Source organism: Nocardioides limicola, from assembly GCF_016827675.1.
In the GTDB taxonomy this organism is placed as follows: Bacteria; Actinomycetota; Actinomycetes; order Propionibacteriales; family Nocardioidaceae; genus Nocardioides; species Nocardioides limicola.
Window position 1 is genome coordinate 153,409 of sequence record NZ_JAERJA010000002.1, and the last position, 25,943, is coordinate 179,351.

Below are 25,943 nucleotides of genomic sequence, written 5' to 3' on the forward strand. Positions count from 1 at the left end.
TCGGATTCAGGCCACTGCGGGTTCAGACCAGTGCGGTCAGGTAGGCCCAGGTGAAGACGCCGACGCCGACCAGCATGCCCAGGTGGGCGAGCAGGGAGAGCCCGGGGCCGTCGCTCCAACTGTCCGACACCGACTCGGACGCGTGCCGGCCGCGGCTCGGCAGCCAGCGCAGCAGGATCAGCAGCCCGGCGAGAGTGACCACCCACCAGGCCCCGATGGCCACCACCCCGACGATGGGGTCGGCGAACACGGAGTCATCCGGCGCGACGAGGTAGCTCACCCACGTCGCCAGCGCGATGACCCCGAAGACCGTGTGGACGCCGGGGAGGAGACTGCCCACCCGATGGTGCCCGGCACCCTGACCGCCGGAGAGGCGGACCCGGGTCAGCACCACGACCAACGCGGCCAGCGCGGTCAGCACATAGACGATCTCGATGGACATTATGGGAAGTCTGCCTCAGTCAGGGGTCTGGACACCACTAGTGGCGTCTGTCAGCGCGTCGTCGGGGCCGGTCATCGGTGCGCCCCTTCCGGACGCGAAGACGGCGGCGGCCAGGATCGCGGCCACCACGGCGGCACAGAACCACATCATCGGCCGCTGGCCCTGGTGGCCCGGGACTCCACCATCAGCTGCACCGCCTCGTCGGGATCGTCGGTGACGATCAGCGAATCGACGTCGTGGGCGCTGATCTTGCCCTCCGCCTGCAGGGTGCCGCGCATCCAGTCGATCAGGCCCTGCCAATAGTCCACGCCCATCAGCACGATCGGGAACCTCGTGACCTTGCCGGTCTGGGCCAGGGTCATCGCCTCGAAGAGCTCGTCCAGGGTGCCCAGTCCCCCCGGCAGGACGATGAACCCCTGGGAGTACTTGACGAACATCGTCTTGCGGACGAAGAAGTAGCGGAAGTTGATGCCCTTGTCGACCCAGGGGTTGAGGGCGTCCTCGAAGGGCAGTTCGATGCCGAGCCCGATACTCACACCACCCGCCTCGGAGGCGCCCTTGTTCGCCGCCTCCATCGCGCCGGGGCCACCGCCGGTGATGACGGCGAAGCCTGCCTCGACCAGCGACCGTCCCAGCCCCTCAGCCATCTGGTACTCGCCGTGACCGGCGGCGGTGCGCGCTGATCCGAAGACGGCGATGGCCGGCCCGACCTCGGCCAGTCCCCCGAAGCCTTCGACGAACTCGGCCTGGATCCGCATCACCCGCCACGGGTCGGTGTGCACCCATTCGCTGGCGCCGCGGGAGTCCAGCAGTCGCTGGTCCATGGTGGTGCCGTCGACCTGGCTGCGTCGCAGCCTCTCCGGACCGCGCTGCTTCTCGGGACCCTGACTCATCGCGCCTCTCCTCCCAGCCAACGCCGCAGCGTGTCGCGGCAACGGACGATCTCCTCGACGTGCACGCGCTCGTCGGCCTTGTGGGCCAACAGTGGGTCACCGGGGCCGTAGTTGACGGCGGGAACCCCCAGCGCGGAGAAGCGCGACACATCGGTCCAGCCGAACTTGGGGTTCACCGCCCCGCCGACCTCGGCGACGAACTCGGCGGCGGCGGGGACCGACAACCCCGGCAGCGCCCCGGGAGCGGAGTCGGTGACGGTCACCTCGTAGCCGGCGAAGAAGTCACGGACGTGGGCCTCCGCCTCGGCCACACTGCGGTCGGGGGCGAATCGGTAGTTGACGCTGATCACGCACTCATCGGGCACCACGTTGCCGGCGACGCCGCCGGTGATGAACACGGCGTTGAGGCCCTCGTGGTAGGTGAGTCCGTCGATCACCGGCCGGCGTGGTTCGTACTCCGCGAGCCTGGCCAGCAGTCCGCCGGCAGCATGGATCGCGTTGACACCCATCCAGGCACGCGCCGAATGTGCCCGCTCGCCACGCGTGCGTACGTCGACCCGCAGGGTGCCCTGACAGCCGGCTTCGATGCCGGCGTTGGAAGGCTCCATCAGGATCGCGAAATCTGCCTGCATCGCGGCCGGATCGGTCTCGGCGAGCTTGCGCAGCCCGTTGTGTTCGGCGGCGACCTCTTCGGCGTCGTACAGCAGGTAGGTGACGTCGCGATCGGGGTCGGCCACCGTCGCGGCGAGGTTGAGGATGACCGCGACGCCGCCCTTCATGTCCACACTGCCGAGTCCGTGCAGGACGCCCGCCTCGAGGCGGGACGGCAGGTTCCCGTTCACCGGCACGGTGTCCAGGTGCCCCGCGATCACCACCCGGTCCGGGTGTCCGCGGTCGGTGCGCGCCACGATCGTGTGCCCGTGTCGGGTCACCTGGAGGTGGGCGCAGTCGCGCAGCGCCGTCTCCACGGCATCGGCGATGACGGCTTCATGGTGGCTCACCGACTCGATGTCGACCAGGGCCTGAGTGAGCTCGACGACATCGCCCGCGAGATCGAGTGTGGGAATCACGGAGCCAGTCAACCATCCCCGTCCAGTGGACGGCCTGGTGACTCCGCTCGGCGGTCGAGTGCCGCCGAGCCTGCGAGGCGGTGTATCGAGACCCCGCCCGGGTCAGGCCTTGCTCACCCGAACGATGGCCTTCTCGCCCTCACCCACAGTCACCTCGATACCGCCGTCGACACCCGCAGCGGTCACGTCGCAGGAGGTGGCGAGGGTCTCGGAGGAGATCAGGTCCCGGTGGGCGGAGGCGGCCTCGAGGACCGCCGGAGCCCCCGCGATCACCAGGGCGATCCGGTCGGACACGTCGAGCCCGCCGTCACGTCGGGCCTGCTGGACGGCACGGACCAGGTCCCGCGCCAGCCCCTCGGCGGCGAGTGCGGGAGTGACGTCGGTGTCCAGGACCACGAAGCCGTCGCGCAGCATCCCGACCGCACTGGACTCGTCGGCCGCCCCGGCCACCGTCTCCAGGGAGTACTCCCCTTCGACCAGGGCGATGCCACCGGCCGTGACCGTACCGTCCGCAGCGACCGACCAGTCGCCGGTCTTGGAGCCCTTGATCGCGACCTGGACGTCCTTGCCGAGACGAGGCCCGGCCGCCCGCGCGTTGACGGTGAGCCTCTGCTCCACCCCGAAGGCACCCGCCTCCGGGGCGTCCGCGTCGAGGAGGCGGACGGTCTTGACGTTGAGTTCGTCGGCGACGATCGACTCGAAGCCGGCGATCTGCGGCCCGACCACGGTCAGCGACGCGAGCGGCAGCCGGTTGCGCAGCCCAGCCGCCTTGCGCAGTGCCGAGGTGGCCGAGCAGACGTCGCGCACCTGATCCATCGCCGCCACCAAGCCCTCGTCGTCGGGCAGGGTGGCCGCGTCCGGCCAGTCGGTCAGGTGCACCGACCTGCCCCCCGTCAGGCCGCGCCAGATCTCCTCAGTGGTCAACGGCAGCAGCGGGGCCGCCACCCGACAGGCCACGTCGAGCACCGTGTACAAGGTGTCCAGGGCAGCCGTGTCACCTTCCCAGAACCGGTCCCGGGAGCGGCGGATGTACCAGTTGGTGAGTACGTCGATGAACCCGCGGGTGGTCTCGCAGGCGTCCGCGATCGCGTAGTCGTCCATCTGGACGGTCATCGTCTCGACGTAATCCCGGGTCTTGGCCAGCAGGTAGCGGTCGAGCCGGTCGGTGGACGCCGTCGACCATTGCGCGTCGTACCCGCCCGGCCGGGCGAGGTTGGCGTAGAGCTGGAAGAAGTACCAGCTGTTCCACAACGGGATCATCACCTGACGCACCGAGTCCCGGATGCCTTGTTCGGTGACCACCAGGTTGCCGCCGCGCAGGATCGGGGACGCCATCAGGAACCAGCGCATCGCGTCCGCGCCGTCGCGGTCGAACACCTCGGAGACGTCGGGGTAGTTGCGCAGCGACTTGGACATCTTGTTGCCGTCCGAGCCCAGCACGATGCCGTGGCTGATGCACGACGAGAACGCCGGCTTGTCGAAGAGCGCGGTCGCCAGGATGTGCAGCGTGTAGAACCAGCCGCGGGTCTGGCCGATGTACTCGACGATGAAGTCGGCCGGGAAGTTCTTGGCGAACCAGTCCGCATTCTCGAACGGCACGTGGTTCTGCGCGAACGACATCGACCCGGAGTCGAACCAGACGTCGAGCACGTCGGTGACGCGCCGCATCGTCGACGCTCCGGTGGGGTCGTCGGGGTTGGGCCTGGTCAGGTCGTCGATGTAGGGCCGGTGCAGGTCCGGCTCGCCGGCGGCGTTGCGGGGCAGCCGGCCGAAGTCGCGCTCCAGCTCCTCGAAGGAGCCGTAGACGTCGAGGCGCGGGTACGCCGGGTCGTCGCTCTTCCAGACCGGCACCGGCGAACCCCAGAACCTGTTCCGGGTGATCGACCAGTCGCGGGCGTTCTCGAGCCACCTGCCGAACTGGCCGTGCTTGATGTGCTCGGGCACCCAGCGGATCTCTTCGTTGAGCTCGAGCATCCTCTCCTTGATCCGGGTGACCTGGACGAACCAGGACTCCACGCCCTTGTAGATCAGCGGCTGCCGGCAGCGCCAGCAGTGCGGGTACGAGTGCTCGTAGGTCTCCCGGCGAAGCAGCACCGTGCCGGGAGTGACTGCGCCGTGGTCGTCGGCGGTCGAGTGCCCGGCGAGGGACGAGCCGGGTGTATCGAGACCAGCCAGGCGAGTCGCCGCCTTGAGGTGGTCGATGATCGGCAGATTCGCGTCGAAGACCAGCATCCCGGCGTACTCGGCGACCGGCGCCGTGAATCGGCCGTCCTTGCCGACCGGCATCACCGCCTCGATGCCCTCCCGGTCGGTGATCACCTTGTCGTCCTCACCGAAGGCCCCGGCGGTGTGCACCATCCCGGATCCGTCGGTGGTGGTGACGAACTCGGCGGCGACCAGCCGGAAGGCCCGCGGGTGGCCCAGGTAGTAGCTGAACGGCGGCGTGTAGTGCCGACCGACGAGGTCGGCGCCCTTGACCCGGGCGACAACCTGGTGGTGCACCGACTCGGAGTCCTCGTCCTTGAGTTCGCGCGCGTAGGCGTCGAGCCGCTCCGCGGCCAGCAGGTACCGCTCCTCGACGCCGGTGTAGGACGAACGCACCACGACGTAGTCGATCTCCTCGCCCACCATCACGGCCAGGTTCGAGGGCAGCGTCCAGGGCGTGGTGGTCCAGACCAGTGCCAGGGCACCGTCCAGGACCCCACCCTCGCCGGTGTCCGCGAGCCGCAGCCCCACCGTCACCGACGGGTCCTGCCGGGACTGGTAGACGTCGTCGTCCATCCGCAGTTCGTGGTTCGACAGCGGCGTCTCGTCGTTCCAGCAGTACGGCAGCACCCGGAAGTCCTCATAGACCAGGCCCTGGTCATGCAGGCTCTTGAACGCCCAGATGACGCTCTCCATGTAGTCGGGGTTGAGGGTCTTGTAGTCGTTGTCGAAGTCCACCCAGCGGGCCTGCCGGGTCACGTAGGCACGCCACTGGTCGGCGTACTTCATCACCGAGTCCCGACAGGCCTCGTTGAAGGCCTCGATCCCCATCTCGGCGATCTCGTCGGTGGTCTTGATGCCGTGGATGCGCATCGCCTCGAGCTCGGCGGGCAGGCCGTGCGTGTCCCAGCCGAAGCGTCGCTCCACCCGCTTGCCGCGCATCGTCTGGTAGCGGGGCACGATGTCCTTGACGTAGCCGGTGAGCAGGTGCCCGTAGTGCGGCAGCCCGTTCGCGAACGGCGGACCGTCGTAGAAGACGAACTCGCCGTCGGCGGGGTCCCGCTGTTCCAGGGAGGCCGCGAAGGTGCCGTCGGACTCCCAGTAGCCGAGGATCCGCTCCTCGATCGCGGGGAACCGCGGGGTCGACGGAACGGCGTTCGTGGGATCGGTGCTGACCTTCGGATAGGTCATCGGCTGCGGCTCCTCGTGCGGTCGACCGGTGGTCGAATGTGTCGGACCACGAGGACGACATTGCTGCCGCGGTACCACCTCGCTTGGTGCCGTGACACGGCACCCGCTCATTGCAGGCTGTGACGGGCCCACCCGTTCGGTTCTACTGGGCGCAGGTGAGCCGGGGCCCGCCGAACGCTGTTCTTCCGAAAGCTCGCCGCTGATGACGGCTCGAACGCCTATGGGTCACAGGGTACGGCGTGCCCCGGCCGCGGCGGAAACCGGTTTCCTCACTCGCACGTGGAGACCGGCTCGTCACCCTCGAAGCGCGCCGCGGTCCAGATCAGCAGATCGGCCAACAGCGGCGAGGTGTCGGTCAACAGGCTGAGGTGGTTGAGCCCCTCGTACTCGCGGTACTCCAGCACCTGACCCTCGGCGCACATCCGCTCCGCCCAGCGTCGCTGGATCTCCACCGGCACCACGTCGTCGGCGTCCCCCTGAGCGAGCAGGATCGGGGCCTCGACGACCTCGTTGGGCGAGTTGGCGCGCATCAGCTCACCCCACCGACCGGCCGTCGAGTCCTCGGGCAACAGCGGGCCGCTGAACTGCCGGATCAACGACGGCGCGTTGCTCTCCGGGCCCTGACACTGGGCAGCCACCCGGCCCACCAGGTCGCGGTCGGACTCCGGCAAGTGGTCCAGGAGCCCCGCCTCGGGGTGTACGTCGTGCCAACTCTGCAGCAGGAAGGAGATCAGCATCCGCCCGAACGGAGACTCGTCAGGGTCGACGTCGATCGATGCCATCACCGTGTCCACCTCGGTGGGCGGCGCCATCGCGGCGATCCCGCGCAGGTCCATCGACGGTGCCTCGTCGGCGACCACCCCCGCCCAGAGCGCGGCGTGAGCGCCCTGGGAGCCGCCCCAGATCACCGTGTGCGGCATCAGCGCGAGCCCGTCGATCGACTGCGACGCGGTGACGGCGTGGACCAGGTCCCGGCCGGCGGCCAGGCCGCCGAGGTACTCGTGGGGCCCCTCCGAGCCCAGCCCGGCGAAGTCGGGGGCGACGACCACCCATCCCTGCAGCACCATCTGCGCGAGCAGCCCGGCGTACACACCGAAGGCGTCGATCCTGGCCGAGGGCGCGCAGTCCTCGGCGACTCCGGTGGTCCCGTGCGCCCACACCAGCACCGGCCGGGGGCCCAACGACCACCCCTTGGCGGCCACCACCAGACCGGTGGCCTCACGCACCTCCCCGTCGACGTCAGCGGTGGCGTAGGCCAGCTGCCACGCATCGAAGTCGTCGGTGACCCCTGCCCAGTCCCGGGTGGCGATCAACTCGCCCGGCTCGGCGTCGAGCGGCAACGGGGGCAGCGGCGGCTCCTTGTCCCGGCCGACGAGGACGACGATGACGGTGGTCAGGACCAGCAGCAGCACCGCGACGAGTGCGGCGAGCAGGATCCAGCGACCACGGGGCGGGGCTGCGGGCGTCGTCGTCACAACCCCATCATGCCCAACCGGCTCACCTGCCCCTGCGTAGACTCCGCTCTCGTGACTGAGATGACCGGCCCGGCCCACGGCTGGGGCCTGACCACCGTGACCCCTGACGACACCGTTCTCGACGTGTGGTTCCCCTCCCCTGCGCTGGGGGCCGCCAAGCCGGCCGGACCACCGGCCGACCTGAACGCGTTGAGCGGCGTCGACCCGATCCGCCGGGTCCGCCGCGAGGTCCGCCTGGTCGCCATCGACGACCTTGCTGCCGCACCCCGCAGCACCGAGGACGCCTGGCTGCGGTTGCACCTGCTGTCGGCTCGGCTGGTGACGCCGCAGTCGATCAACCTCGACGGCGTCTTCGGGCTGCTGACGAACGTGGTGTGGACCTCGGCCGGCCCGTGCGCGGTCGAGGGGTTCGAGACCACCCGGATGCACCTGCGGGCCGCCGGGATGCACGTCACCGTGCACGGCATCGACAAGTTCCCGCGGATGGTCGACTACGTGGTCCCGTCCGGGGTCCGGATCGCGGACGCGGACCGGGTCCGGCTGGGAGCGCACCTGGCCGAGGGCACCACGGTGATGCACGAGGGCTTCGTCAACTTCAACGCGGGCACCCTCGGCTCGTCGATGGTCGAGGGCCGGATCTCGGCCGGCGTGGTGGTCGACGACGGCTCCGACATCGGCGGCGGCGCCTCGATCATGGGCACGCTCTCCGGCGGCGGCCAGGAGGTCATCGCGATCGGCAAGCGCTGCCTGTTGGGCGCCAACGCCGGCATCGGCATCTCGCTGGGTGACGACTGTGTCGTGGAGGCAGGCTGCTACGTCACCGCTGGCACCAAGGTCACCGTCGTCGGCGCCGACGGCGCCTCCGAGGTGGTCAAGGCCCGTGACCTGACCGGCAAGAACAACCTGCTCTTCCGCCGCAACTCGGTCACCGGCGCCGTCGAGTGCGTGCCGAGGCAGGGCGAGGGCATCACCCTCAACTCGATCCTGCACGCCAACGACTGACGATGCGGAGGCTGGTCAACCTCGTCCTGGTGGCGCTCATCCTCGCCGTCGTGGTGGGTGCGGTGGGGGTCCTGATGCGGACCGGTCTGGGTCCGGCCTTCCAGCGGCAGGCGTGCCAGGCGGTGGTGGGCGAGCACACGGTCACCCTCACCCTGGAGCAGGCCGAGAACGCAGCCATCATCGCCGCCATCGGGGTGCGGCGAGGTCTCCCGGCGCGTGCGGTGACGATCGCGTTGGCCACGGCGTACCAGGAGTCGAAGATCCTCAACCTCGACTACGGGGACCGGGACTCACTGGGGTTGTTCCAGCAGCGCCCGTCCCAGGGGTGGGGTACGCCGGAGCAGGTGCAGGACCCGGTCTATGCCGCCAATGCGTTCTATGACGCGCTGGAGCGACTCCCCAACTACCGGGAGATGGACATCAACGACGCCGCGCAGGCGGTGCAGCGCTCCGGGCACCCGCAGGGGTACCGGCGCCACGAGGAGAACGCCCGCGCGCTCGCCTCGGCACTGACCGGCTGGTCGCCGGCATCGTTCACCTGCACGGTCCGGGGGCGAGCCTCCGCCGACACCGAGCTCGGGCCCGAGGGACTCACCTCCAGGGCGGCGGCGGTGCGCGACGACCTGACGACGGCGTTCGGGCCGTTGTCGCTGGGCGGCTTCCAGCCCGGCGGGGTGAGCAGCGGCCACATGCCCGGATCAGCCCACTACGAGGGTCGAGCGGTCGATGTCTTCGTGCGCCCGGTCAACGAGCAGAACCTGCGCCGCGGCTGGGTGATCGCCCACTATCTGGTGGCTCGCGCGGACCTGCTCGAGATCGAGCACGTCATCTTCGACGGCAAGATCTGGAACGTCCGCCGCTCCGACGAGGGCTGGCGGGACTACACCCCCGACACCAACGGGCGCCCCGAGGGCGTGGTGGAGATCCTCGAGCACCGCGACCACGTGCACGTCGACGTGCCCTGACTCGACGTGCTCTGAGCCGACCTTGCGGACAGGTCAGACGGTCGCCAACCGCCGCGCTGCCGCGGCGATCCGCTCGTCGGTGGCGGTGAACGCCACCCGCACGTGCCGACGGCCGGCCGCGCCGTAGAAGTCGCCGGGGGCGACCAGGATCCCGAGCTCGGCGAACTCGGCGACCAGCCCCCAGCAGTCCGGCCCGTCAGGACCCTTGGTGGTCCACAGGTAGAGCGAGGCCTCGGAGTGCTCCACCGTGTAGCCGGCGCCCTGCAGCGCCTCCTTGAGGACCGCACGACGAGCCGCGTAGACCGCGTGCTGGGCGCGGGCGTGCTCGGTGTCCCGCAGCGCCGCGGCCATCGCCGCCTGCTGCGGGCCGGGAACGATGAGGCCGAGGTTCTTGCGGACCGCGAGCAGCTCACCGATCAATGCCGTGTCTCCGGCCACGAAGCCACAGCGGTAGCCGGCCAGGTTCGAGCGCTTCGACAGCGAGTGCACCACCAGGATGCCGTCCGCGGAGCCGCCGCAGACCTCCGGGTCCAGCACCGACACCGGCGCCGCGTCCCACGCGCACTCCAGATAGCACTCGTCGGAGACCAGGATGGTGCCGCGCTCCCGACACCAGTCGACGACCTTGCGGAGGTGCTCGACAGGCAGCACCCGCCCGGTGGGGTTGGACGGGCTGTTGAGCCACAGCAGCCGCGGCGTCTCCGGCCCGATCGCGGTCAGCGAGTCGGTGGCCAGGGTGCGGGCACCGGCCAACGCTGCACCGACCTCGTACGTCGGGTAGGCCAACTCGGGCAGGACCACCAGGTCACCCGGGCCGAGACCCAGGTGCAGCGCCAGCGAGGCGACCAACTCCTTGGAGCCGATCAGCGGCAGCACCTGGTCGAGCCCCAGCCCGATGGTGCCGTGCCCGGCGAGCCAGTCGACGCAGGCCTGACGGGTCTCCACCGTGCCGATCGTGGTCGGGTAGCCCGGCCAGTCCGCAGCGGCGGCCAGCGCCTCCCGGACCACCATCGGGGTCGGGTCGACCGGCGTACCGATGGACAGGTCCACCAGGCCGCCAGCGTGTCGGCCGGCCCGCTCCTTGGAACCGGTCAACTGGTCCCAGGGAAAGTCAGGCAGCCTCGACGACACCCGACCCGACGGCTGCGGTGCTGCGCTCACCCCTGGTTCTGGGGCGGCAGCGCTGCGACGAAGGGGTGGTCCTTGTCGATCTCACCCATCTTGGCGGCACCACCGGGCGAACCCAGGTCGTCGAAGAACTTGACGTTGGCGTCGTAGTAGTCCTTCCACTCCTCCGGGGTGTCGTCCTCGTAGAAGATGGCCTCGACCGGGCAGACCGGCTCACAGGCACCGCAGTCGACGCACTCGTCGGGGTGGATGTAAAGCATCCGCTTGCCTTCATAGATGCAATCGACGGGGCACTCGTCGACGCACGCGCGGTCCTTCAGGTCGACACACGGCTGGGCGATGACGTAGGTCACCAGTTCCTCCTACAAGACTCGGGCGAGCGGGCACTCGCTGCTCAGCCTAGTATCCACATGTGCGAAGTGGTGAGGAACCCCGGCCCAAGCATTTGCTTGGTCCCCATGTGGTGGGCGAGCGTGTGGTGATCCGACACGTCGTCCCCGGCGAGTACGGACCCACGGGCGGACCAGCCATGAACGACGTCCTGGGAGTCTGTCAGGCCTGGGGCCCCGAAGCGGCGGTGATCGCGCGTGAGGGAGGCTCGACGGTCACCGTGCCGATCGCCGACATCGTCTCCGGGAAGCCGGTGCCGCCACGGCCGAGCGTGCGGCTGCGCATGTCGCCGTTGGAGGCCCAACAGCGCAGCCTGGTGATGTGGCCGCACGTGGACACCGAACAACTCGGCGACTGGGTGCTCCGCTCGTCGGAGTCCGATCCGGTGCGCCGTGCGAACTCCGCGCTGGCGATGGGCGATCCCGGCATCTCGTTCACCCGCGCCGTCCAGCGGGTGCTGGACTACTACCGCGACCGGGACAAGCGCCCCCTGGTGATGGTGGAGGCCGACTCCGAGGTCTGCAAGAGGTTCACCGACGCCGGCTGGGAGCTCGACCGGCCGCATGAGCCGGACACCTGGTTCCAGGTGGCCTCGATCTCGAGGGCCCGGCGGGCCGTCTCCGGCATCCGCACCATCGAGGTGGAGATGGTCGCCGACGACCACCGCCTCGAGGCCAGGGTCGGCGACGAGGCGCTGATCCGGGCCGCCTACGACCGAGACTGGCTGGGCCTGCACGCCCTCAACGTGGAGCCGTCACGGCGTCGCCAGGGGCTGGCGCTGAACCTGCTCTCGGCAATGCTCGACTGGGGCGCCGAGCGGGGCGCCACGACGGCGTACCTGCAGGTGCTGGCCGACAACGAGAGCGCGCTGGAACTCTACGAGCGGCTCGGGTTCAGCACCCACCACGCCTACCGCTACCTGACCCCCGGCTGAGGCTGCGCTCAGTCGTCGTTGCCCTGCGAGGGCGGCGGACCGCAGACCACCGAGTCCGACGGGTTGTAGCGGGTGAAGAACGGTTCGCTGCGCACGATCGCGCTGTTCCCCGGTCGGTGGAAGTGACGAGTCACCGTCACGTCGAATCCGGACCAGCCGCGGTGCGGCTCACAGCCGGGCTCCTGGATGTAGCGGGTGGTCGGCTGGGTGACCCGGGACCGTCCGGACTTCACCGCGGTGATGTCCCAGGTCTTGGTCGACCACATCGTCACGGTGACCTCGCCGCGCCGAGACGGCGTGCTGGGCACGATCCGCGACTGGATCAGGACACCGTGCTCGGTGTCGTTGGCGAACTTCAGGTCCAGGATGCCCCAGGCGACGGTGGCCTCACGGCCTTCGGGATACCGGTCGATGTAGAACGAGTGCGGGCGGTGCTCGACGTCCTTGAGGCCGGCGAAGAACATCGCGTTGAACAGCGTGGTCGCCATCTGCGACACACCACCACCGAGGTCCTGGACGAGCACCCCGTTGCGGATGATGTAGCCCTCGGTGAACCCGTTGGCGCGGGTGCGCTCCCCCACCGTGTCGTTCATCGAGAACGTCTCACCCGGCTTGAGCAGGGTTCCGTCGATCAGCTCGGCGGCGCGGCCGATGTTGACGTTGCGGTACGTCGAGTGCGGGTAGTAGGTGGTGAAGGTCGACACCTGCTCGACGATGCCCAGCGCTTCGGCGTCGGCGGTGCTGAACTCGGGCTCCGCCACCGTGGCCGGCACCTCGGCCCGCCGATCGTCGCCGCTGGCGGTGAGGACCTCCAGGAACACGCTGGCGACCTCGTCGACGTCGTAGGAGACGCCGGGCTTGGCCGGGATCACCTCGGGCTTGCTGTTGACGATCCGCACCGTCGCGTCGACCGGCTTGTCGTCCTCGGACAGGTGGGTGTCGAGCAGGTTCGCGAAGACGCGCTTGCGCACCCGCGGGGAGAGTGCTCCCTCCTCGGGGACCATCCGCAGTGCGGCGGTGAAGTCGCGGGGGTTGAGCCGCACCGGGGAGTTGCCGAACATCAGTCGGACCGGCCCGGAGACCGCTGGGTTGGCGAACCCGTCCACCGCGGCGGTGAGCGCTTCCTCGCCGACCTCGGGGGCCAACGGGGTGAACGGCAGGCGGGCCACCGGGTCGTCGCCGAGGTACGCCGCCTCGATAGCGGCACGGGCCCCGGCACGGTCCAGAGCCCGGCCGGGGGCCGGATCGGTGGTCTCGAAACGTCCGGCCCGGAACGTGACAGCGGCGTCCACCGGCTCGACCGAGACCTGCTCATCGAAGCCGTCGAGCTGCTCGTCGAGGCGGCTGTGGTCGATGACGATCACCGGGTCGAGGTTACGGCCTCCAGTGAAGTAGTCCCAGAGCCGGACCGGGTGCCAACTGGCGCCGGCTCCGGCAGCGGCTACGGAGGCCTCGTGGTCCACCGAGAGGCCGAGTCGGCGGGCCGGGATCTCCCGGGTCACCTCGTCGACCGAGACGGTCATGGTGGCCAGCTCACGATCGGCCAGCCCAGCCTTCAGCACCTCCGCAGCACGTTCGGGGGTGTGGCCGCCGATGTCGACGCCAGCCACCGTCATCCCGCGTGGCACGTTCTCGCCGGCCACCCACCAAGCTGCGGCGTAGCCGCCACCGAGCAGGAGCCCCAGTGCGAGCAGCAGCCAGAGGACGACCCGGCCACCCCGGTCCTGGGGGGTCTCGGTCGTCGTCGCGGTGCCTGCGTCCGTGCTCACGTCCCGCATCCTAGGCATGGAGACGGTGATCCGAAGAAGTCCCACGCACCGGCAGTGTCGCCACAGCGAACGCAGTGGCCACCATCACGGCGCCGAGCATCACCCAGCCGTGCACCCCCTCGCCGACCGCCCAGTCCCCTTCGGGGCGACGCCCGAATGCCAGACCGACGGTGGTGGCGACGCCCGCCACGAAGGCGAGCCGCCCCCACCACTGCCGCGGCAGCGCCACCACCGTGCACGTGATCGCGGCGACCGCCAGGGTCAGCCCCCACCAGCGGCTGTGCCACAGCACCATCGAGAGTCCGGTGAAGACACCGGCGGGATAGGTGAGGAACACCAGCAGCTTGAGCGCCAACGCCGGGTCACAGCCCGGCGAAGAGGTCGGTCTCGACCCCGGACTCGTCGGGGGCGGGGGTGCCCTTCGCGACCCGGAAGGCCTCCACCCCCCAGATGCTCTGGCTGCCGCGGTCACCGAGCGCGAAGAGCGGTCCGTCCAACGAGATCTGGGTCGCGTGGGCGGCCAGCGCCTTCATCTTCGCGTCCAGGTAGGCGTCGCCGTCGACCATGGTGGAGATGTGCTCGTCAGGGCTGAAGATCGACCACAGTTCCCCATCGGGCTCCATGCCAGCGAAGGTCTCGGTGTCCCCGGCTGCGCGCAGCTCGCGCAGCCCCTGCCGCATCGCCGACGCCGCCATCGTCCCCCAGTAGATCTTGGCGATCTCCCAGGGCTCACCCAGGTCGAGGCGGTGCGTCGGCACCGCGGCGAGTTGCGCGGCGTACATCGCGACCCGGTGCGCCTGGATGTGGTCCGGGTGGCCGTAGCCGCCGAACGGGTCGTAGGTGACCAGCACCTGGGGACGCACCTCGCGGATCACCTCCACGAGCAGGTCGGCCGCTTCGGTGAGGTCGGCGTGCCAGAAGGCGTTGGCGTGGGTGGTGTCGGCGGGGATCGCATGCCCGTCCGCGTGCCACTGCATCCCCGAGTCCCGGTATCTCCCGAAGCCGCCCAGGAAGCGGTGGTCGCTGACCCCGAGGGCCGCCATCGCCGCAGCCAACTCGCCGCGCCGATGTTCACCCAGCCCGTCCTGCTGGTCCGCGGCCAGGTGGGACAGCTCCGGGACCAGGATCTCGCCCATCTCACCGGCGGTGCAGGTCACCAGGGTGACGCTGCGTCCCTCCGCGGCGTACCGGGCCATCGTGGCGCCCTGGTTGATGGTCTCGTCGTCGGGATGCGCGTGGACCAGCAGCAGGCGGTGGTCGGTCTTGGCTAGCACGAAGCCACTCTAGGTCAGGGACGGCTGACCACCGGTCACCTCACGCAGACGGCGGCCAACAACGAGACGACGATCGCCGCCTCCAGCAGCACGTAGCGCCACACCACGGCCGAGCCCCGGCTTCGGTCGAGGAGCATCGACACGCCCCGGCCGAGCGCCATGCCGCCGATGGCCACCGCGATGGCGATCGGGATCCACCGCTGGCCCGGGCCGTCCGTGACCAGCGACCAGCCGAGCAGCAAGGCGACCGCGATCCCGAAGCCGCCGTACACCGAGCGGATCTCGTTGCGTCCGTCCACGGTGTTCACGACTGTCCCGAACCGATCCACCACCCGGTCGGGACGGAGCAGTCCGACGATCCCCATGCCGAGGAAGAAGATGGCCGGCCAACCGACCAGGAGGAGCGCGAGCAGCGTCATCGGGGCGTCTCCGACTTCAGCCGCCGCGGCGCCGCGGGGAGGTCCAACGGGGGCGGCACCGGTCTGGGTGCCTCAGGCTGGTCGAGCCAGCCGTCATGGGCATCGATGAGCAGCTCGAGCCGGATCAGTGGAGCATCGCTGCGCAGCGACCAGGGATGGTCCTCGTCGTCATCCTCCCCGGCCAATCGCTCCCGCTCCACGAGTACGACGTACCCCTCCGACCGCAGCGTCGCCGCCACCACCTCGGCGTGCTCGGCCTCGAAGAACACCGCCCGGTGGTCGGGGAGTTCGAGGTGGGCGCGGAGCTCGGCGAGGAACGGCCGGTCGGCGTCCAGCCAGTCGAGGTCGTCGAGCTCGGCGGCGGCCACCCAGCGCACCTGGTCGTGTTCGTGGGGTTGCGGGTCACCCTCGCCCGATTGGGCCAGAGCCACCGTGAGCTCGTGCCGGTCGTCGATGGTGACGCGCCCGGCAAGCCACCGCCGCACCTCGATCTCGATGCCGAGCTCTTCGCGGATCTCGCGGATCAGCGCCGCCTCCGGCGACTCGCCCGGCTCGACCTTGCCGCCGGGGAACTCCCACCGGCCAGCTGCCGCTGGCGGGGAGGTACGCCGCGCGGCCAACACCCGTCCGGCGCGCACGATCGCGGCTCCGACCACGTCACTCACCGCGACTCCCCCGACGGGACCGCCGGTCGCGGCATCCGGGCGAGCTGCCTGGCCTGGACCACCAGCCGACCGGCGCTGTCCCAGACCTCGCAGTCCTGCTCGAACATGCCGCCGGCCACATTGCGGGTGCTCTGGGTGACCTGCAGCCATCCCGGCGCAGGCAACGCCCGCAGGTGCGCGGCGAGTTGCATCGTCGGCGCCCAACCGGGTTCGCCGAGGTCGTAGCTCACCGGCGGCAGCACGTCGGCGATGGCGAGCAGGGACAGGGCGTCCGGGGGCCGGTCATCGGCCATCCGCACCCAGGCCTGCAGTTCACCCCTCCCGGACGGGGCGCCCACGGCCCAGCCGGCCGACTCGGGGGCCATCCGCAGGTCGTACCGGTCGATGAGCGGGGCGAGACGCCTCACCTCGGCCGGCGACGACGAGGTGGGGATGCACTCCTCGGGTGGCGGCAGCACCGGCGGCACGGCCGTGGTGCGCACGTCCTCGGGCAGGCGCGCCAAGTCACCGCAGGTGGCCACCCCGACGACCCGCGTCTCGTCGCCCTGGCTCAGCGTCACGGCAGCGGCGGCGGTGCTGCCACCCACCCTGGCCGGCGTCACCGTGAGGGTGGCGTCGCCCTCGGTGGCCGCACTGACGAAGTGGGCGCTGAACGCCAGCGGATGCGGATGCTTGGGGAGCTCGAGCCCCAGAGCCCGGCCCATCGCGGCCATCAGGAAGCCGCCGTTGACACCTCCCCCGACCCACCAGTCACGGGTGAGTTCGAGTCGATGTCGCCCCGCGCCGGTGGGGCTGAGGGCGAGGTGACGATCGAGTTCATGCACGGCGACCACGGTACTGCCACGCCTCCGATCACCGCACCGCCCAGTAGGCTCGGCAGGCGTGAGCAGCGAGCAGCCCATCGATGCGGGGCCAGGGTGGGAGATCGACCCGGAGACGCTGCGCCCGCGGATCCTCGACCTCGACGCGTTCGCGCACGCGTTCGCCGACGACCCGCACCGCGACATCCTGATCGCCTTGCACACCGGGGACCCCGCCGCGGCCCACGAACTGATCACCACGAAGCTCCAGTCCGACGGCGGCGTCCGCCTGCGAGCGCTGCTCGGGGACACACTGCGCGACCTCGGCCGGCACGAGGAGGCGATCACGGCGTACGTCGACCTGGTCGAGGAGTGCCGCGGCGGTCCCCGCGAGGCGGTGATGCGTCAGCACCTCGGCAAGGCCCTCTTCACCGCCGGCCGGATGGCCGAGGCGGCCACGGAGTTCGAGGCCGCACTCGCGCTGCGGATCGACTCGGGGGCGGACCCGGCGCTCATCGAGTCGTCGCGGCGGGCCCTGGCCCGGGCCCAGCGCGACGTCTGAGTCGCTGCGCTGCTACCGCGGCGCGGTCACCCTGGTCACCGACACCTGGGCCCGGCGGATCTGCCTCCCCGTGAAGGGGAAGCGCACCCACTTGGCGTTGCCGAACAGCCGGGTCTGGTCGGCCGACCAGGGCGACGTCGGGTCCTCGGACTGCCCATAGGTGAGGATCGTGCGCGGCACCACCCGCGAGCCCCGGAAGGCGACCGCCTGGATGTGGGAGGAACCGTAGGTGATCGGCCGGTAGTAGGAGCTGTTCCGGCGCGGTTCGCGGGACTCGATGGCGTTGGCGTTGCCCCAGGCATGCTTGCCGCCGCCGACCCCGATAGGCGGCGCGCCCCGATCGCCGGCGACCTGAAGGGTGCCCCAGGCGGCGTTCATCGGGATCCCCCGGCCCCGGAGTGAGGCGAGGGCGTCGCGCATCGCCTGCACCGTGGGCTGGTCGGTCTTGAGGCCGCGTGGGGTGTTGAACGGATCGCTGGCATCGAAGGCGACCTTCCAGGCGTCATCGGGCAGCCGGTCGGCGAACTCGGCGAAGATGTGGGTGCCGCGACTGCTGGTGTTCGATCGACCGTCCCAGTCCCGGAGCACAGCACAGGCGTGGCCGCCGTCGGCCGCCCGACACACCTGGTCCAGCGCGCCCTGGGCACGGGCCAGCTCCGCCAGTCGTTGCCGGTTGGCGTGCTGGAACCGACGCAGCGCGGCCGGGGTGACCTTCTGGCCTCGGGCGAGCCTGTCCGTCACGTAGCGGTGCACCATCTGGGTGCGGAAGGTCCGCTCGCACTGCTCACACCCGATGATCCGGGCGTAGCCCTCGAGTCGTTCGGCGGTGCTCGGCGTCCAGTACGAGTCGTTGGCGTTGGCGACCCAGGACGTGGTCACCAACTCGGGCAGGTTGCGTGGCCCGAAGATGCCCGGGCGTGCCGCGTCGGCGTCGGTGCGCCAGGCACAGCTCGAGCCTGCCCGGGAGCCGTCCAGACCCGGGAGTCCGGCGAGCTGGTAGAGCAGCCGGCCGACCACGGTCATGCAGCTGGCCGCCATCTCGTCGGGCACGTTCGGCACCACCGAGTGATCGGCGTACAGCACGGTGCCGTGCCGGTCGGCCGCGATGGTGTTGACCCAGGGGATGCCGGCGGTGGCGTCCTGCCTGCGCAGCAGGTCGCGGGCACTGGTCGCCTTCCCCATCGCGTGGAAGGAGTCGAGGGTGCGCAGGTGTTCGGCGTTGGCGTCCCGGATCGCCCACACGGTGGCCAGGCCCCAGGGCATGAACAGGGCGGGTGCGTCGATGACGTAGCCCTCCTCGGTTCGGTGCACCGACTTGACGACCTTCACCAGCTTGCCGTTGCGCAGCACGGTGACCTCGACCTCACGCCGCTGGATCGGCTTCAGTCCCTCGGTGGTCAGGTACGACGTGCCCCCGACGGCGACGTACTCGTAGGGGGTGAACCGGTAGGCGGTGGAGACGGTGTGGCTCCAGGCGACGTCGGAGTTCCAGCCGATGTTGACCACCGGCGAGCCGATCAGGCTGGCCCCGGCGACGTCGTACTTGCCCGGGATCGTCAGGTGCTGCTGGGTGAACCGGTAGCGCCCCCGCCACGGGAAGTGCGGGTTGCCCAGGATCATCCCCTGGCCGGTCGCCGAGTGGCGGCTGCCCACGGCGGTGGCGTTGGAGCCGAATCCGGAGTCCGGGTCGCGACCCAGGCCCGACAGCAGTCCGTCGACGTCGATGTCGGCGATCAGCGGCAGTTCCGGAAGCCCGGGGTCGGTGAGTGAGGGCGGTGAGGCGCCGACGATCTCCGGGACGAAGACCCCGGTCGAGGCGAGCACGTTGGCAAGGTGGATGCCGTACCAGAGATCCAGGCGGGTGACCCGGGTGGCGAGGTAGCGGGCGCCCTTGCACTCAGGGTCGGTGACCTTCGTGCGATGCCGGCGGAGGTACTCGTTCACCCCCGCGGTGTAGCCGGCCACGATCTTGCGCACCTGCTTGCTCGGTCCGGCCACCGGGTCGGCGAGCAGTTTCTGGACGGCCCTGCGGTTGCGCATGTCGGTGACCAGGACGTCGACCTCGAGGTTGGTGGCCCGCATCGATACCTCGTCGGAGTAGAGCCCGTCGGGGCCGAACCACCGGGAGCGCTGCCCGCGGGCGGTGATGACGGTGTCCATCAAGGTGCACAGCGACGTCTCCGCGGTGGCGTAGCCGCTGCCGAAGCCGAGCGAACCGTAGTTCTTGGCGGTGATGTGCGGGATCCCGTGCTTGGTGCGCCGGATGGTGGCGCGGTAGGACTTGCGGGCCGCGGAGGCCCGTTCGGCGACGACACTGGGGGCGCTCAACGCCGAGGATGGCTCCGGGGACGAGCCGACTCCAGGGGCGGCGAGCAGCCCGATGACCAGCGGACAGGCGGCGGTGGCCACCAGCAGGCGATGCAGCACGAGAACTCCCGGGTGTGAGGAACCCCACACAAAGTGGTTGTGCACTACAACGCAGATCCGGTGGTGGCGTTACGCCAGGTTTTGACGCAGGCATGGCCATCGGGTTGGCTGGGCAGCACCGAGTCCGGGGAGTGTGCATGCGAGGTCCACGCCTTGCCGCCGTCGTTGCGGCGGCGCTGATCCTGGTGGCGTGCGCGGGTCCCGACGTCGAGCCGCCCTCGGCGGCCACGCCACCGCCGATCGACGAGGCCGCACCGCCGGGCACGTCGACCACCTGGGGCGTGCCGGCCGGCATCGAGGGGTGGGAGCTCACCACCTTCGACTCCGACGGCATCCATCAGTTGCGGCACACCGACCTCGGCTGCCAGGTCACCTACCACCAGAACCTGGGCGCCGCCGCGGCCGCCGCCCAGGGCTTCGACCCGACCGCCACCCTGGACGTGTTCGGGGATCAGTTGGCCCAGCGGGTGCCGGTGCAGGAGATCCTCGGCGACGTGCCCCCGCTGCTGATCCCGGTCACTGTCGGCGACGAGCCGGCCGAGTTCGTGCGGCGCGTCTTCCGCTATCGCGCCGAGGACGGGACGGCGTACAGCACCGACGTGGCGGCGCAGTGGTTCGACGACGTCGAACTGATGATCAACGTCTCCTGCGCCGCCGATCAGGAGGCCGAAGCGCGCCCGCACATCGCGGAACTGCTCGAGCTCAGCTCGGTGGTCGGTCATGACTGACCGACTGATGGTGGAGGCTGCGGGACCGTGTTGACCGCGGTGGCGTTCCTGGCCGCGGCCTTCCTCGGGGGCCTCGGCGCCGGGATGCTGCGGCTGCCACCGATGGTCGGGTTCCTCGCCGCCGGGTTCGTGCTCCACGGCATCGGTGTCGACGAACTGCCGGCGCTGCAGACCCTTGCCGACATCGGTGTGGTGCTGCTGCTCTTCGGCATCGGTCTCAAGTTGGACGTGCGGTCCCTGCTCAGACGCGAGGTGTGGCTGACGATGGCCACCCACATGAGCGCCAGTGTGGCCGTCGGCATCGGCTTCCTGGCGCTGCTCGGAGTGGTCGGCTTCTCAGAGCTCGAGGGTGCCGGATTCGGCGTGCTGGCGCTGGTGGCGTTCGCGCTGTCCTTCTCCTCGACCGTGTTCGTGGTCAAGACCCTCGACGATCGTGGCGACGAAGAGGCCAGGTACGGGCGGGTGGCCATCGGGATCCTGATCCTTCAGGACGTCGCGGCGGTCGCGTACATCACCGCATCCAAGGGCGACTGGCCGAGCCCCTGGGCACTGGCCCTGGTGCTGCTGCTGCCCGCCTCCCGGGTGTTCCGATGGCTGTGGAGCCGCGTGGGCCACGGGGAGCTCCAGGTGGTGTTCGGGGTGCTGATGGCGCTCGGTCCCGGCTGGGCGCTCTTCGAGCTGGCTGGCATCAAGGGAGACCTGGGCGCGTTGGTGATGGGCGTGCTGCTGGCGTCCCATCCGGCCGCCGACGAACTGCGGGAGTTGCTGTTCTCGGTCCGGGAGTTGCTGCTCGTCGGCTTCTTCGTGTCCATCGGCTACCACGGCGTCCCGAGCCTGGAGCAGGCGTTGCTGGCGGTGCTGGTGTTGGCCCTGATCCCGGTCAAGTCGGTGGGGTACGTCGTACTGCTGCGGCTGCTGCGGTTGCGCAACCGGACCGCGGTGCTCTCGGGGGTGGTGCTGGCCCAGTTCTCCGAGTTCGGGCTGATCGTCGCCGCGGTGGGGCACTCCGCAGGCTGGATCGACGAGGAGTGGGTGGTGGTGATCGCCGTGGCGGTGGCGCTGAGCTTCACGGTGGCCGGGGCGCTGAACGGGCAGGCGAGGCGGATCGCGGACGCGGCCACTGCCCGGATGCCTGAGGATGCGGGCACGGCGGAGGACGCCGACCAGGAGATCGACGATGCCAACGTGCTGGTGATCGGGATGGGGCAGATCGGCGTCGGGGCACTGCAGCGGTTCCGTGACCACTGGGAGTGGGAGGCGGTCGGTGTCGAACACGATCCTCAACGCGCCACCCAGTTGCGCGACGAGGGCCTGAACGTGATCACCGCGGACGCCACCGACGCCGAGTTCTGGCAGCGGATGCTGGCTGGCTGCGAGGTCGACATCGTGCTCCTGGCGATGCCTCGCCACGGCGCGAACGTGGCCGCACTGGACGTGCTGAGGTCCCAGGGTTTCAGCGGCACCGTCGCCTGCATCGCTCGGTATGACGACGAGCTGGAGGAGTTGGAACGGCGCGAGGTCGATGTGGCGTTCCGCCTCTCGATGAGTGCGGGGACCGCGGTGGCCGACGCCGCCGCCCAGGACCGGTCCGAGCGCCTGGACCCGTGAGCGTCACCAGCGTGGTTCGCGCAGGTCGAGCGCCCCGAGCAGTTCCTGGATCACCGCCCAGGAGCCGCGGTCCTGGTTGCTGACCACGATCACCGTGGTGTCCTGCGGCACGAAGTGAGCCAGGTAGGCGGTCACTCCGGGATCGTTGCCGGTGTGGCCCCAGTGCACTGTCGTGCCCTGATCCAGAGCGATCTCGGTGCCGTAGCCGTAGCCTTCGGCACCGTCGACGGCGTACGGCGTCAGCATGTCGGTCACCGTCGCCGCCGGCACCAGCCTGCCGCCACGGAGGGCGTGCACGAACCGGGCGAGGTCGGCGGCGGTGCTGGTCAACCCGCCGTCGGGCATCGCGCTGGCGGTGAGTCCGTAGACGTTGGACCGCCACTGGTCGGCCGGGGAGTCGGTCACGAGGTAGCCGGTGCCGAACCCAGGCGGTTCGAGGTCCACGTCGAAGAAGCCGGAGGAGGTCATCCCGGCCGGCTCCAGCACCCTCTCGACGCAGACGTCGGCGAAGGAGCGGCCGGTGAGCTCTTCGATGAGGAGACCGACGATGACGAAGTTGGTGTCGCTGTAGAGGTACTCCCCCACCTCCGAGGTCACCGGCAGGTCGGCGATCAGCGGAAGCAGGTCGTGGGGTCGCCGGGCACGGGACGCCGGGATGCGCTCGAGGGCGGCCATGAACGCGTCCCCGTCGTCATCATCATCGTCGTAGTAGTTCTGCAGACCGGAGGTGTGGGAGAGGAGGTGATGCAGCGTGTGTCGTTCCTCCACGCCGGCGGGCAGCAGGCCCTCGGGCAGCAGCGAGCGCAACGGTCGGTGGAGCTCCAGGGTGCCGTCCTCGACGAGGGAGAGCGCGGCAGTAGCGGTGATCATCTTGCCGACCGAGGCCACCTGGAAGCGGGTGTCCAGGGTCACCGGGACCCGGTGGCCGCGATGCGCCATCCCCGCGGCGTGCTCGAAGACGGTCTCGCCGTCGTGGCCGACCAGGGCCACGCCGCTGAACAGATCCCGGGCAGCACGGTCATCGATGAACTCGGCCAGCGGCGCGAGAGTCTCCTGCATGGTGCTCATCGTTCAATGGCACCACGCAATGCCTGCGCGCGTCGAGCGCCTTTTGCAGCACTCGGCTCAGGGGCGCTGCACCTGTGCGGCCAGCGAGACCGGGGCCTGCACGCAGTAGGAGTCGGTGAGCAACTCGGCGACCTCGGCCCAGTCGGTGTCGTCGTCGATCACCAGACCGATCACGTTGCTGCCCCACTCGGTCTTGAAGTAGGGATGCCCCAGATGGCGGAAGGCCATCACCTCGTCGGGCTCACCGCGGAAGATCAGCCGAAACAACTGGTCCTCGCCGCCGAAGAGGTGCGCGACCGTCGCCTGCCCGACCCGCCACCTGACTCCGACCCAGGCCGGCTCCCGCAGGCACTCGGGTAACGGGTCGAGGACGCGCCCGACCCGCTCCACCATCGCGGCCGGGACGTCGGGGCGCTGGGACATGGGCAAAGCCTGCCATGGGTGCCTGCCGGTCGTGACGTGGCTGGGTCAGGGCTGCTGGTGTGGACCCGCTGGCGTCGTGCCAGCCAAATCCGGTTGTATTTCACGAGCAGTCTTGCTAGCGTCATAACTGATCGCGAAACACAACCAGTAGGGGGAGAGTCATGACCGACGTGAGCGTGCGGGCCGTGTTGGTGCCTGGAGCGTGGATGGGCAACTGGATCTGGGAGCCGACCGTCCGGCATCTGGCCGAGCGGGGCATCGACGCGGAGGCAATCACGCTCCGAGGCCTGGAGGGCACGGAGCCGGAGGCGACGGTCGCGGCAGTGCATCTGGAAGACCACATCCAGCAGCTCGTGCAGCACGTCGAGCGGATGGGCCCGAGCCCCGTCGTACTCATCTCACACTCGTACTCGGCGATGGTGACGGCGTGCGCCGCAGATCGAGTCGGCGATCAAGTTCGCGGCCTGATCCATCTCGGCGGGTTCCTCCCCGTGGACGGGCGGGCCCTGCTCGACGATTGGAGCGACAGCGACGCCGGCCGGGAGCAGGAGCGTGCCGACATCGAGGCGGCCGGGCACCTCTGGGCTCCTCCCCCGCGCGGACTGCTCGACCACGAATCCGATCTCACGCCCGCCGACCGGGACTACCTGGCGGCCAGACTCACGCCCCATCCCGGCCATACCGTCACCGAACCAGCGCGCCTGTCCTCACCCGTCGGCGCCCAGCCGTCGACCTACGTCGCGCTCTCGCCGTACGACGACATCGACAGGGCTTGGCGAGACGCGCCCACCGTCGCCACTCTGGCGTCCCGGTGGCGACGAAGGCATCTGGTCAGCGGCCATTGGCCGATGCTCTCCACCCCCGAGGCGACCGCCGATCTGCTCGCCGCGGAGATCCACCACTACGACTCGCAGCGGAGCTAGGTCATGGCCGTGAACGACCGTTCGGACTGCCCGATCAACCTCGCCGTCGAACTGTTCGGGGACCGCTGGACGCTGCTGATCCTGCGCGACCTGATCTTCGCGGATCGCCGCCACTTCCGGGAGTTGCTCCGTGAGTCCGACGAGCGGATCACCAGCAGCATCCTCGCTGACAGACTCGACCGGCTGGTCGCCGCCGGCATCCTCACCCGGGAGGACGATCCGACGCACCTGCAGAAGGCGGTCTACACGCTCACCGACAAGGGCGTCGACCTGGTGCCGGTGCTCGCGACGATCGGGACTTGGGGCGCGACTCACTGCGCGGCCGACCCTGCGAAGGCGGCCCCCACCCGTGAGCTCGCCTACCGGTTGCCTGAGAGCTGGTCGCGCTTGATGGAGTCACTGCGAGACAGCCACGGAGTTCTCCCGTCACGGTGAGCGTCGGCGCGGAGTTCAGCCACCCGGGCCGAGGCCAGGTTGCGGGCACCGGTTCTCCGTCCGAACCCGGTTGAGGTCGAGCGTGTCGTAGGCCCAGTGGAGCAGCACGTGGGCGTCGCTCTGCAACTCGAACAGAGCATCGGCATCGGTGTCGACGAACGGGCGCAGCCGCAGGCGCTCGGTCTCCAACGTCGGGGTCGGCAGGGTCATGACGGTCCTTGTCGTAGGTGAGCGACGAGTGCCGGCACCACGGTGTCCCACACCGGAGGCGGTGGCGCCTCGTGGCCCATGCCGTCGACCCGCAGCAGGCTGGCGTGCGGGATCATCCGAGCCAACGCCTCACCATGAGGCAGTGGGAACAGCGGATCCGTGTCACTGTGCAGGATGAGGGTCGGTGCCGTGATCGAGGACGGATCGGCTTCGGCGCCTTCTGCCACCAGGAAGTGGTTCGTCCATGACGACTCCGTGGTGCGGCTGCGGCGAACCTCCACGGTGGCGATCTCCCGGACACGTGCCTCGTCGAAGCCGAGCGAGCCCGCATAGGGGCGTTCGGCCTCGACCCGGTAGTCGATGACGGCGGAGGCATCGGTCCAGTCGGTCACCACCGGGAGTGCGCCCTCGCTCTGGTCGAGGGCCGCATCCGGTGGCGGCAGTTCGCCGGTGTCTCCCCCGGCTGGTGAGGACTCGATGAGGGTGAGTGTCCGCACTCGGTGCGGCGTGTGGACAGCGAGGTACTGCGCGATCCCGCCACCCATCGACAATCCCACCAGGTGCGCCGCCTCGACCGCGAGTGCGTCGAGGATCCGCAGCGGGTCCGTCGCCAGGTCGATGCCCGTGTAGTCCGGTCGGCCGGGCGGGCTGGTCGTCGACCGGCCGGTGTCCCGTTGGTCGTACCTGACGACGTACAGCCCCTCTGCGGCGAGGAGTTCGCAGAAGTCCGGGGTCCACCAGTCCATCGACTGCGTGGCCCCGGCGATGAGCAGCACCGGCGGAGCGCCTCGGTCGCCGAACTCGTCGACGGCCAACGAGACGTGATCGAGGTCGAGGTCGAGAATCCGCATCTCCCCAACCTCCCACAAACTGCACACGTGCACCGCTCACGTGGGCGAATCGCGCTGGAGCGCCCCGCGAACTGCACATGCGCACC

27 protein-coding genes are annotated in these 25,943 nt (G+C 70.0%); 8 read left to right on the plus strand and 19 right to left on the minus strand.

Features of this window, described 5'->3' with window-relative positions:
• Positions 1 to 22 precede the first annotated feature (22 nt).
• The 6 genes from JKG67_RS04635 to JKG67_RS04655 form a co-directional block, all read right to left on the minus strand.
• Complete coding sequence (locus JKG67_RS04635; RefSeq protein ID WP_203336106.1) at positions 23 to 442, minus strand: hypothetical protein; 420 nt, start codon at positions 440 to 442, stop codon at positions 23 to 25.
• Positions 443 to 457: 15 nt separating this feature from the next.
• The gene (locus JKG67_RS18800) at positions 458 to 592 is read right to left on the minus strand and encodes a hypothetical protein (protein ID WP_275403274.1); all 135 of its coding nucleotides are present in this window, start codon (positions 590 to 592) and stop codon (positions 458 to 460) included.
• The gene (locus JKG67_RS04640; RefSeq protein WP_203336107.1) at positions 589 to 1,335 is read right to left on the minus strand and encodes an LOG family protein; all 747 of its coding nucleotides are present in this window, start codon (positions 1,333 to 1,335) and stop codon (positions 589 to 591) included. Before JKG67_RS04640 ends, JKG67_RS18800 begins: the two co-directional genes overlap by 4 nt.
• Positions 1,332 to 2,402 carry a succinyl-diaminopimelate desuccinylase gene (gene dapE / locus JKG67_RS04645; RefSeq protein WP_203336593.1) on the minus strand — a complete coding sequence of 357 codons (1,071 nt, stop codon included), beginning with the start codon at positions 2,400 to 2,402 and terminating at the stop codon, positions 1,332 to 1,334. The genes JKG67_RS04640 and dapE overlap by 4 nt, the downstream gene beginning before the upstream one ends.
• A gap of 105 nt (positions 2,403 to 2,507) precedes the next feature.
• Entirely contained in the window at positions 2,508 to 5,801 is a 3,294-nt protein-coding gene (gene ileS, locus JKG67_RS04650) for an isoleucine--tRNA ligase (RefSeq protein ID WP_203336108.1), read from the minus strand.
• 269 nt (positions 5,802 to 6,070) lie between these two features.
• Positions 6,071 to 7,276, minus strand: coding sequence for a lipase family protein (locus JKG67_RS04655; RefSeq protein ID WP_203336109.1), 1,206 nt, complete (start codon positions 7,274 to 7,276; stop codon positions 6,071 to 6,073).
• A gap of 60 nt (positions 7,277 to 7,336) precedes the next feature.
• Here JKG67_RS04655 and dapD point away from each other — a divergent pair, with 60 nt between their 5' ends.
• Both dapD and JKG67_RS19015 read left to right on the plus strand, forming a co-directional pair.
• Positions 7,337 to 8,278, plus strand: coding sequence for a 2,3,4,5-tetrahydropyridine-2,6-dicarboxylate N-succinyltransferase (gene dapD / locus JKG67_RS04660; protein ID WP_203336594.1), 942 nt, complete (start codon positions 7,337 to 7,339; stop codon positions 8,276 to 8,278).
• 2 nt (positions 8,279 to 8,280) lie between these two features.
• The gene (locus tag JKG67_RS19015) at positions 8,281 to 9,243 is read left to right on the plus strand and encodes a VldE C-terminal domain-containing protein (protein WP_203336110.1); all 963 of its coding nucleotides are present in this window, start codon (positions 8,281 to 8,283) and stop codon (positions 9,241 to 9,243) included.
• 33 nt (positions 9,244 to 9,276) lie between these two features.
• Here JKG67_RS19015 and dapC read toward each other — a convergent pair whose 3' ends face one another.
• Entirely contained in the window at positions 9,277 to 10,374 is a 1,098-nt protein-coding gene (gene dapC / locus JKG67_RS04670) for a succinyldiaminopimelate transaminase (protein WP_203336595.1), read from the minus strand.
• A 26-nt stretch (positions 10,375 to 10,400) separates the two neighbouring features.
• Positions 10,401 to 10,724 (minus strand): ferredoxin, encoded by a 324-nt coding sequence (gene fdxA / locus JKG67_RS04675; protein ID WP_203336111.1) that lies wholly within the window; start codon positions 10,722 to 10,724, stop codon positions 10,401 to 10,403.
• Between the two features lie 122 nt (positions 10,725 to 10,846).
• Here fdxA and JKG67_RS04680 point away from each other — a divergent pair, with 122 nt between their 5' ends.
• Positions 10,847 to 11,695, plus strand: coding sequence for a GNAT family N-acetyltransferase (locus JKG67_RS04680; RefSeq protein WP_443678532.1), 849 nt, complete (start codon positions 10,847 to 10,849; stop codon positions 11,693 to 11,695).
• 8 nt (positions 11,696 to 11,703) lie between these two features.
• Here the strand turns inward: JKG67_RS04680 and JKG67_RS04685 are convergent, their stop codons facing one another.
• The 6 genes from JKG67_RS04685 to JKG67_RS04710 are packed head-to-tail and all read right to left on the minus strand — an operon-like array spanning position 11,704 to position 16,646.
• Positions 11,704 to 13,464, minus strand: a complete 1,761-nt coding sequence (locus JKG67_RS04685; protein WP_203336113.1) for a VanW family protein — start codon at positions 13,462 to 13,464, stop codon at positions 11,704 to 11,706.
• Between the two features lie 10 nt (positions 13,465 to 13,474).
• On the minus strand, positions 13,475 to 13,819 hold the full coding sequence (locus tag JKG67_RS04690; RefSeq protein WP_203336114.1) for a hypothetical protein: 345 nt from the start codon (positions 13,817 to 13,819) through the stop codon (positions 13,475 to 13,477).
• A 7-nt stretch (positions 13,820 to 13,826) separates the two neighbouring features.
• Positions 13,827 to 14,738 carry an N-acetyl-1-D-myo-inositol-2-amino-2-deoxy-alpha-D-glucopyranoside deacetylase gene (mshB, locus tag JKG67_RS04695; RefSeq protein WP_203336115.1) on the minus strand — a complete coding sequence of 304 codons (912 nt, stop codon included), beginning with the start codon at positions 14,736 to 14,738 and terminating at the stop codon, positions 13,827 to 13,829.
• A gap of 35 nt (positions 14,739 to 14,773) precedes the next feature.
• Positions 14,774 to 15,157: a DUF4345 family protein gene (locus JKG67_RS04700; protein ID WP_203336116.1), complete on the minus strand. Its 384-nt coding sequence runs from the start codon at positions 15,155 to 15,157 to the stop codon at positions 14,774 to 14,776.
• Positions 15,154 to 15,822 carry a (deoxy)nucleoside triphosphate pyrophosphohydrolase gene (locus JKG67_RS04705; RefSeq protein WP_307816433.1) on the minus strand — a complete coding sequence of 223 codons (669 nt, stop codon included), beginning with the start codon at positions 15,820 to 15,822 and terminating at the stop codon, positions 15,154 to 15,156. The genes JKG67_RS04700 and JKG67_RS04705 overlap by 4 nt, the downstream gene beginning before the upstream one ends.
• Positions 15,819 to 16,646, minus strand: a complete 828-nt coding sequence (locus JKG67_RS04710; protein ID WP_307816434.1) for a thioesterase family protein — start codon at positions 16,644 to 16,646, stop codon at positions 15,819 to 15,821. Before JKG67_RS04710 ends, JKG67_RS04705 begins: the two co-directional genes overlap by 4 nt.
• A gap of 58 nt (positions 16,647 to 16,704) precedes the next feature.
• Between JKG67_RS04710 and JKG67_RS04715 the strand changes: the two genes are divergently transcribed.
• Positions 16,705 to 17,184, plus strand: coding sequence for a tetratricopeptide repeat protein (locus JKG67_RS04715; protein WP_203336118.1), 480 nt, complete (start codon positions 16,705 to 16,707; stop codon positions 17,182 to 17,184).
• A gap of 12 nt (positions 17,185 to 17,196) precedes the next feature.
• On the opposite strand, the gene JKG67_RS04720 is transcribed toward JKG67_RS04715, so the two are convergent.
• Positions 17,197 to 19,611, minus strand: a complete 2,415-nt coding sequence (locus JKG67_RS04720; protein WP_203336119.1) for a penicillin acylase family protein — start codon at positions 19,609 to 19,611, stop codon at positions 17,197 to 17,199.
• Positions 19,612 to 19,748: 137 nt separating this feature from the next.
• Between JKG67_RS04720 and JKG67_RS04725 the strand changes: the two genes are divergently transcribed.
• Positions 19,749 to 20,339 (plus strand): hypothetical protein, encoded by a 591-nt coding sequence (locus JKG67_RS04725; protein WP_203336120.1) that lies wholly within the window; start codon positions 19,749 to 19,751, stop codon positions 20,337 to 20,339.
• A gap of 27 nt (positions 20,340 to 20,366) precedes the next feature.
• Positions 20,367 to 21,947, plus strand: a complete 1,581-nt coding sequence (locus tag JKG67_RS04730; RefSeq protein ID WP_307816435.1) for a cation:proton antiporter domain-containing protein — start codon at positions 20,367 to 20,369, stop codon at positions 21,945 to 21,947.
• A gap of 3 nt (positions 21,948 to 21,950) precedes the next feature.
• On the opposite strand, the gene JKG67_RS04735 is transcribed toward JKG67_RS04730, so the two are convergent.
• The gene (locus tag JKG67_RS04735) at positions 21,951 to 23,015 is read right to left on the minus strand and encodes a serine hydrolase domain-containing protein (RefSeq protein ID WP_203336121.1); all 1,065 of its coding nucleotides are present in this window, start codon (positions 23,013 to 23,015) and stop codon (positions 21,951 to 21,953) included.
• Between the two features lie 57 nt (positions 23,016 to 23,072).
• Positions 23,073 to 23,438: an MmcQ/YjbR family DNA-binding protein gene (locus tag JKG67_RS04740; RefSeq protein ID WP_203336122.1), complete on the minus strand. Its 366-nt coding sequence runs from the start codon at positions 23,436 to 23,438 to the stop codon at positions 23,073 to 23,075.
• Between the two features lie 161 nt (positions 23,439 to 23,599).
• Here JKG67_RS04740 and JKG67_RS04745 point away from each other — a divergent pair, with 161 nt between their 5' ends.
• Together JKG67_RS04745 and JKG67_RS04750 are read left to right on the plus strand one after the other, a co-directional pair.
• Positions 23,600 to 24,361 carry an alpha/beta fold hydrolase gene (locus JKG67_RS04745; protein ID WP_203336123.1) on the plus strand — a complete coding sequence of 254 codons (762 nt, stop codon included), beginning with the start codon at positions 23,600 to 23,602 and terminating at the stop codon, positions 24,359 to 24,361.
• Positions 24,362 to 24,370: 9 nt separating this feature from the next.
• On the plus strand, positions 24,371 to 24,796 hold the full coding sequence (locus JKG67_RS04750) for a winged helix-turn-helix transcriptional regulator (RefSeq protein WP_307816436.1): 426 nt from the start codon (positions 24,371 to 24,373) through the stop codon (positions 24,794 to 24,796).
• Positions 24,797 to 24,811: 15 nt separating this feature from the next.
• On the opposite strand, the gene JKG67_RS04755 is transcribed toward JKG67_RS04750, so the two are convergent.
• Positions 24,812 to 25,006, minus strand: coding sequence for a GNAT family N-acetyltransferase (locus JKG67_RS04755; protein WP_203336125.1), 195 nt, complete (start codon positions 25,004 to 25,006; stop codon positions 24,812 to 24,814).
• Positions 25,003 to 25,857, minus strand: coding sequence for an alpha/beta fold hydrolase (locus tag JKG67_RS04760; RefSeq protein ID WP_203336126.1), 855 nt, complete (start codon positions 25,855 to 25,857; stop codon positions 25,003 to 25,005). The genes JKG67_RS04755 and JKG67_RS04760 overlap by 4 nt, the downstream gene beginning before the upstream one ends.
• Positions 25,858 to 25,943 lie beyond the last annotated feature (86 nt).